We start from the raw sequence: 6680 nt of genomic DNA on the forward strand, positions 1-6680 counted from the left end.
ATGAGTGACGAGCCGGACGGACGCGGAGACGCACGCGGGGACGAGGCCGCCGATACCGGCGCGGACGGCGGACGACGCGAGCTGACCGCCGGCCTCGCGGTCCCCGAGATGGACTGCCCGTCGTGCGCCGGGAAGGTCGACAGCGCACTGGGGCGCGTCGACGGCGTGACCGACGTCGCGCTCAACCCCACCGCCGGGACCGCGACGGTCGCCTACGACCCCGATCGCGCGGACGAGAGCGATGTCGTCGCGGCGATCGAAGGAGCCGGTTACGAGGTCACCGGCGGCCGATCGGGCGGCGAGGGGAGCGCCGACGGCGACCGCGGTGGGACCGCCGACGGGGCGTCCGGCGACGTCGCCGTCGCGCCCCCGTCGGAGGTCTGGACGACGCCGCGCGCGAAGAAGACGTGGCTGGGCGCGGTCCTCGTGGTCGGCGGGCTCCTGTTCGAGTTCGTCCTGACCGGCTCGAACCCCGCGGTGGCGAGCGTGCTCGGCGTCCCGCTCACGCTCGCGGACGTCCTGTTCGTCGGCGCCGTCGCGGCCAGCGGGATCCCCGTCGTCCGCGGCGGCTACTACTCCGCGCTGAACCGGAGCCTCGACATCGACCTGCTGATGGGGACGGCCATCGTCGCCGCGACCGGGATCGGTTACTTCGTCGAGGCCGCCACGCTCGCGGTCCTCTTCAGCGTCGCCGAGCTGCTGGAGGACTACGCGATGGACCGCGCCCGCGACTCCCTGCGCGAGCTGATGGAGCTGTCTCCGGACGAGGCCACCGTCAGGCGAGAGGGCGGCGAGACGACCGTCCCGACCGACGACGTCGCGGTCGGCGAGACCGTGATCGTCCGCCCGGGCGAGAAGGTCCCGCTCGACGGGACGGTGATCGAGGGGGAGAGCGCGGTCGACGAGTCCCCGATCACCGGCGAGAGCGTCCCCGTCGACAAGGCCCCGGGCGACGAGGCGTTCGCGGGCGCGATCAACGAGGAGGGGTACCTGGAGATCGAGGTGACCTCGACCGCGGGCGACTCCACCCTCTCGCGGATCATCGAACTGGTGCAGGGCGCGCAGGCGGAGAAGACGGAGACGGAGCGGTTCGTCGACCGCTTCGCGGGCTACTACACGCCGGTCGTAGTCGTCTTAGCGATTCTGACGGCCGCGGTGCCGCCACTGGTGATCGGCGAGCCGGTGACCGTCGACCTCGCCGGCTACCCGTTCGTCTTCGCCGCGGACTGGGGGACATGGTTCGTCCGCGGGCTCACGCTGCTCGTGATCGCCTGCCCCTGCGCGTTCGTCATCTCGACGCCGGTCTCGGTCGTCTCCGGGATCACCAGCGCGGCGAAGAACGGCGTCCTGATCAAGGGCGGCAACCACCTGGAGGCGATGGGCCAAGTCGACGCCGTCGCGCTCGACAAGACCGGGACGCTCACCCGGGGCGAACTCGCCGTCACCGATCTCGTCCCGCTCGGCGGCGCCGACGAGGAGACGCTGCTCCGTCGGGCCGCCGCGCTGGAGCGCCGGAGCGAACACCCGATCGCCGCCGCGATCCTCGGCCGCGCCGAGCGCGCGGGCGTGGGAGCCCTCGCGGAGCCGGCCGGGTTCGAGAGCCTGACCGGGAAGGGCGTCCGCGCGGATATCGACGGCGAGACGTACTACGCCGGGAAGCCGGCGCTGTTCGAGGGGCTCGGCTTCGACCTCTCGCGGGCCCGTGCAAAGACCGACGGCGGGGTCGCGGACGGCGGGGTCGTGACCGAGGGCGACGACGGCGGGTCCGGAGGAGCCGGCGACGGCGCGTTCGCCGAGGGGTCGCTCGCCGCCTTAGAGAGCGAGGGGAAGACCGTCGTGCTCGTCGGGACGGAGACCGAACTGACCGGGGCGATCGCCGTCGCCGACGAGGTGCGTCGCGACTCGAAGCGGGCCGTCGAGCGCCTCCGCGAGCTCGGCGTGGAGCGCGTCGTGATGCTGACCGGCGACAACGAGGGGACGGCGCGGGCGATAGCCGAGTCGGTCGGCGTCGACGAGTACCGCGCCGAGCTCCTGCCGGAGGAGAAGGTCGCGGCGGTGGAGTCGCTGCGGGCCGAGTACGGCGAGGTCGCGATGGTGGGCGACGGGATCAACGACGCCCCCGCGCTGGCGACGGCCGACGTCGGCGTCGCGATGGGCGCCGCGGGGACGGACACGGCCCTAGAGACCGCCGACATCGCGCTGATGGGCGACGACGTGGCGAAGCTCCCGTACCTCTACGCGCTCTCGCACACGGCCAACGGGGTCATCCGCCAGAACGTCTGGGCGAGCCTCGGGGTGAAGGCGCTGCTCGCGCTCGGCGTGCCGCTGGGGCTGGTGAGCGTCGCCGTCGCGGTCGTCGTCGGCGACATGGGAATGAGCCTCGGCGTCACCGGCAACGCGATGCGGCTCTCCGGGATCGAGCCCGAGTCGTACGAGTAGTCGGGGGCGCGAGGCCGACGCTCGCGGCCCGATAAACAAACATGAACTATTATTAAGGATGCCCGTCTCGGGAGAATCGTGCCACCCGTAGTACACGACTGACGCAGGCTCGGAATCGGCGGCGACGCGCCCCGAGGGTCCGAGTACGCGCGAGACGAGCATCGAGGCGGAGACGCCGGACCGCGACGACGAACTGCCGACCGCGGAGGAAGCGATCGCGCAGTGCGCGGCGGCGTTCGACGCGACGGACGACGGGCGACTCCCCAACGGGATCGACCGATGGAACGCGTACGCGGGGTCCTGTTACGGCGGCGACTGACCGCCCGCCGACCGCGTTTTTTCCAGATGCCGACGACGACCGAGCGGCGACGCCGCGAACCCGTTCGAGCGGGGCCTCGGGTCGCGGGAACGAGGCGGCCCATTCAAACCCGCGGCGCTCGTCATCAGCGGGCATGTGCCCGAGCGAACGCGGAGGCGATCCGCCGTGGAAGTGAGCGACCGGGACCCCGACGCGTCGGCGCCCGTAGCGGCGTCGGTCGAGGTCGAGCTGTCCGGGCTCGCGGACGGGGTCGTCGCGTGCGACGAGTTCGACGACGGGGCGCTCGAATCGGTCGCCGAGGAGTTCCTGTGCGCCAGCGGCGAGCGGTGGGGCGGCGCGTGGCGCGGGGTCGCCGTCGGGTCGCTGCTGGACCGTCCGGACGTGACGGTCGCCCCAGACGCGACCCACGTCCGCGTCGCCGCCGACGGCTACGCCGTCTGCGTCCCGCTGAAAACGGCGCTCGACGCGGTGCTGGCCGTCGAGCGCGGCGGCGACCCGCTGCCGGCCGCCCGCGCGCCGCGGTTCGTCGCCCCCGTCGACGCCGGCCGGACGGTGAAGAGAGTGCGGGAGCTCCGGTTCCTGCGGCTGGCCCCGGGAGAAGACCCCCAGGAGTACGAGGATCTCGGGTATTGACCGCGGCGACTCCGACCCGGTTAGCCCCGCCGCCGACCCGTCGGCTTTAGTCCGCGAGGCGACTACCGTCGAGCGGCCGATGACGACGCACCGCTCCGAGCTGCCTCGGCACCAGCGATGACGAGCCCTATGAGTGCCGAGGCCACCGATTTACGTCGACAATACATTCAGACTCATACACGACCCCACAACTGAGTGCTATTGCCTCGTGTTTCGGCCCTAGCGAGATCCACGGTTATCGATCCGAGACTGCTGTCCCATATTCGAGTTCCAGTCCACTACAGCTCACCCATGTCGGTGATGTCGACGACCGTCTCGTTTGCGAGATCGATTTCCGCGCGGTATCTGGCGTCTTCCCTGCCGGCGCGCCCGATCCGGACGACTGCCCGGTCCTCGACGTAAGACGGTTCTCTGTCTACTGTCACGGTGTCGTCCGATTTCTCGACTGTGAGGTTTCTGATCTTTACCGTCTCCCCGGCGGAGAGGGTGCTGTTTGTCTCTTCGACGTCGAATGTGAACGTCGCGGTCTGTGCCTCCCCGGAGTTCAGCTTTCTTATAGGTTCGACCGTGAGTTCCTCGTTTTCGACCGTTTCGAGGTACGACGCGACGGTCCGGTTGGCCCGGACAATCTCGACAGCGCGTCCCCGTTCGTGCCGAGTAAACCGGTCGTTCTCTCGCGTCGTGATCAAAATATCGCCTCCGTCTTCGGTGAGTTCGATATCACTCGTCTCCGAGACATTCGTCACCACCGCGGTGTCACTCTTGTCGCTGGAGGCGGTCACGTTGGTACCAGCGATGCTGACTTCTCCCACCTGGTCCCTGTCGGCGATGGGGTCCCCGACCCCGAGCGCGGCGAGTGTGCCCGCGAGACCGACGCCGACGCTCGCGAGCACGAGGAGGACGACGAGGCCAGTCCGGGCGTCCTCATTCATACGTGACCGTTGGGTGAAAGAGCTCATGAGTACTGGGATGAAACGCGTTCGAAACGCGTTTCGCAGGCGTTTCAACCCGGTTTCGGGCCGAATTTTGCCAGTCGATATCGACGGAGATTAGGGAAGGGATTCGAAGTATCAACCTATGGATTTGCAGGCCCTCCACGGTAAGCAGCTCCTCGCTGCGGTCGTCTTCGTCGCCGCCACAGTCGTTCTCGCGGTACAGCTGATAACCCCCACACCAGTCGTCGTCTCTGTCGGTGAAGGCGGTACGGAGGTCGCGGAACTGGGCGGGTACTTCCAGTACCGTGATGTAGCGGTCATCACCGTCTCTGCGGTCCTGCTCGGTTCGAGCGGGACGTACCTCGTTACAACGGATTGGTCGGGTAGAGATGCCAAATCACCGGCTATCGACCGGAGACCGCCGGATTCCGCCGGCGGCGCGGTGCGGACGGATGGGAACGACGGGCTCGCACCGAGCGGGGACCTCCTCGACGCGCGCCGCGAGGAGTGGGAGGAAACCGCCGAGCGCCTGGCGAAAAACGAGCGTGAGATCTACGAGACGATCCTCGACGAGGACGGCGTGATGGCCCAAAGCGACATCGTCGACGCGACGGATCTCTCGAAGGCGACGGTCAGCCGCACGCTCGACAGCCTGGAGACGAAAAACCTCGTCGAGCGCAGACGCCGCGGGATGGGTAACATGGTTTTGCTCCTGTAGCCGAAACCCGTTTCGAAACCGTTTCAAACGCCTTCTCAACGGGTCTCTAAGGGGTTTTTCTTACAAGGTCCAGGTGGAGCGATCCTCCGAACGGATCACTCCGATACACAATGCGAACGAAGCTAATCGCGCTCGCCCTCGCGGCGATGCTCGCCGTTGGAGCCGGTGGCGTCGTCGCAGCCGGAGCGAGCTCTGGTGACGCATCCGGAGAACAGCTTCCAGATGACTACACGGTCGAGATAACCGATCCGTTTGACGAACTGTCCTCGGACGAGGTCGACGAGGCCATCGAGACGGCCTGGTCCGACGAGCAGGTCCAGAGCAGCCTCGATGCCGGTGACGGCGTCCACTTCGACGTCGTCGCGGGCACGGAGAAGGTGCAGGTCGCCGTCGCACCCGGCTCCGACGCCGAGGATCAGGTCGTCGCCAAGATCGATTCCGATGGAACCGTGACGGACGTCTTCGAGCCGTCGCTGACGGCCGAAGATTCCGAGACGCTCGATACCGCTGAACCGGTCGACGCCTCCGGGGACGGCACTATCCGTGTCGAGGTCGAGGACCACGAGTACGACGAGAAACTATCCGCAGACCAGGCGATGCGGGTCGAAGTGAAGAACATGAGTCTCCTCGAGGATGGCGAGAGTGTCAGCGTCGAGGTTGCCGATGAGTAGTCGGTGAGGACAGCCGTCCAGCCCGTGGCGGAAATCGCGATCCGCGGCCTGGTCCCCACGCCGTAGGAACCGACGCCCGACGCGGAAACGTCACTGCTGGACACTCCGCGACACGCTCCGTACAGGGTGTCCCTCCGATTCGGCACCACGACCCACGAACAGTATTTCCCCGCAGTCTGTCACCCCGCGGACATTCTTTCAGACCCCTGGGAGCACCGTCATCAACCAAGTTCCGCGTACCGACGCTCGATATCGATCACCGGCCGCGGGTAGTCGACGCCGAGTTCGACGCCGTAGCTGGCCTGCTCGTCGTCGCTCAGCCGCCACGGGCGGTGAGCGTACTCGGCCGGCAGACCGTCGAGTTCGGGGAGCCAGGTCCTGATGTACGCGGCCGCGTCGTCGTGGTACTCGCCCTGCGAGAGCACCTCGAAGCGGTTGTCCCGCGAGTCGTTGCCGACGCCGGTCTGGTAGACCCAGTTCCCCCAGTTCGAGACGATGTCGTAGCCGACGAGTTTCGGTCCGCAGAGTCCGCACAGGCATGAGGCCGTAGTACTGTGACGAGAGTATCTGGTTTCCTGTCGCAGATTGGCTCCATCGTCGTGGCTGGACAGTGTATACCGCTCGCGGCGAAGACCGATTCGGTGACCCGGATACAGAACATCTCGCCTCCCGCGATAAGAATGATAGAAGTATTCAGCACTGCTAGTTGACATCCTCCTTCGCGTAAACGCGGAGGAATCCCGAGCGGTGGGAGTTTCAGGTTCGCAGTCTAATTACCGGACTCCCAGTCCTTTCGGGCACGGGTAGTCCCACAGTGTCGGACTGGTGGACTGCTGGCCATGCCAACTGGCCGTTACCCCTATCCTCGGCCGTGTACGGCGTCCCAGTGTTGTTTTTGTCACGGGGACGCTGGCAGGCATCACCGGAGTTGGGGATATCGTCTGACTCGCTTCGAGCAGTCAACA

The 6680-nt window shown here is 67.4% G+C and carries 5 protein-coding genes and 1 pseudogene; 4 read left to right on the forward strand and 2 right to left on the reverse strand.

Going from position 1 to position 6680, the window contains the following annotated elements; genetic code table 11:
- Window positions 1–2439, forward strand: coding sequence for a cation-translocating P-type ATPase (locus tag DJ81_RS17235; protein ID WP_094590784.1), 2439 nt, complete (start codon window positions 1–3; stop codon window positions 2437–2439).
- A gap of 484 nt (window positions 2440–2923) precedes the next feature.
- Window positions 2924–3391 carry a molybdopterin-dependent oxidoreductase gene (locus tag DJ81_RS17240; protein WP_241881416.1) on the forward strand — a complete coding sequence of 156 codons (468 nt, stop codon included), beginning with the start codon at window positions 2924–2926 and terminating at the stop codon, window positions 3389–3391.
- Window positions 3392–3669: 278 nt separating this feature from the next.
- Here DJ81_RS17240 and DJ81_RS17245 read toward each other — a convergent pair whose 3' ends face one another.
- A complete protein-coding gene (locus DJ81_RS17245; protein ID WP_094527171.1) occupies window positions 3670–4323 on the reverse strand; it encodes a hypothetical protein in 654 nt (217 codons plus the stop codon).
- Window positions 4324–4468: 145 nt separating this feature from the next.
- Here DJ81_RS17245 and DJ81_RS17250 point away from each other — a divergent pair, with 145 nt between their 5' ends.
- Entirely contained in the window at window positions 4469–5044 is a 576-nt protein-coding gene (locus tag DJ81_RS17250) for a MarR family transcriptional regulator (protein WP_094523580.1), read from the forward strand.
- Window positions 5045–5154: 110 nt separating this feature from the next.
- Window positions 5155–5715, forward strand: coding sequence for a hypothetical protein (locus tag DJ81_RS17255; RefSeq protein ID WP_094590786.1), 561 nt, complete (start codon window positions 5155–5157; stop codon window positions 5713–5715).
- Window positions 5716–5936: 221 nt separating this feature from the next.
- Here DJ81_RS17255 and DJ81_RS20035 read toward each other — a convergent pair.
- Window positions 5937–6230: pseudogene (locus DJ81_RS20035) on the reverse strand (FAD-binding domain-containing protein); the annotation flags it as partial.
- Between the last annotated feature and the right edge of the window lie 450 nt (window positions 6231–6680).

Origin of the sequence: Halorubrum sp. Hd13 (genome assembly GCF_002252755.1) — an archaeon.
Lineage (GTDB): Archaea > Halobacteriota > Halobacteria > Halobacteriales > Haloferacaceae > Halorubrum.

What these genes read in the sequence shown, in the direction of transcription:
- DJ81_RS17255 (WP_094590786.1), top strand. Translation starts at nt 5,155, where the DNA reads ATGCGAACGAAGCTAATCGCGCTCGCCCTCGCGGCGATGCTCGCCGTT.
- DJ81_RS17245 (WP_094527171.1), bottom strand. Translation starts at nt 4,323, where the DNA reads ATGAATGAGGACGCCCGGACTGGCCTCGTCGTCCTCCTCGTGCTCGCG.
- DJ81_RS17235 (WP_094590784.1), top strand. Translation starts at nt 1, where the DNA reads ATGAGTGACGAGCCGGACGGACGCGGAGACGCACGCGGGGACGAGGCC.
- DJ81_RS17250 (WP_094523580.1), top strand. Translation starts at nt 4,469, where the DNA reads ATGGATTTGCAGGCCCTCCACGGTAAGCAGCTCCTCGCTGCGGTCGTC.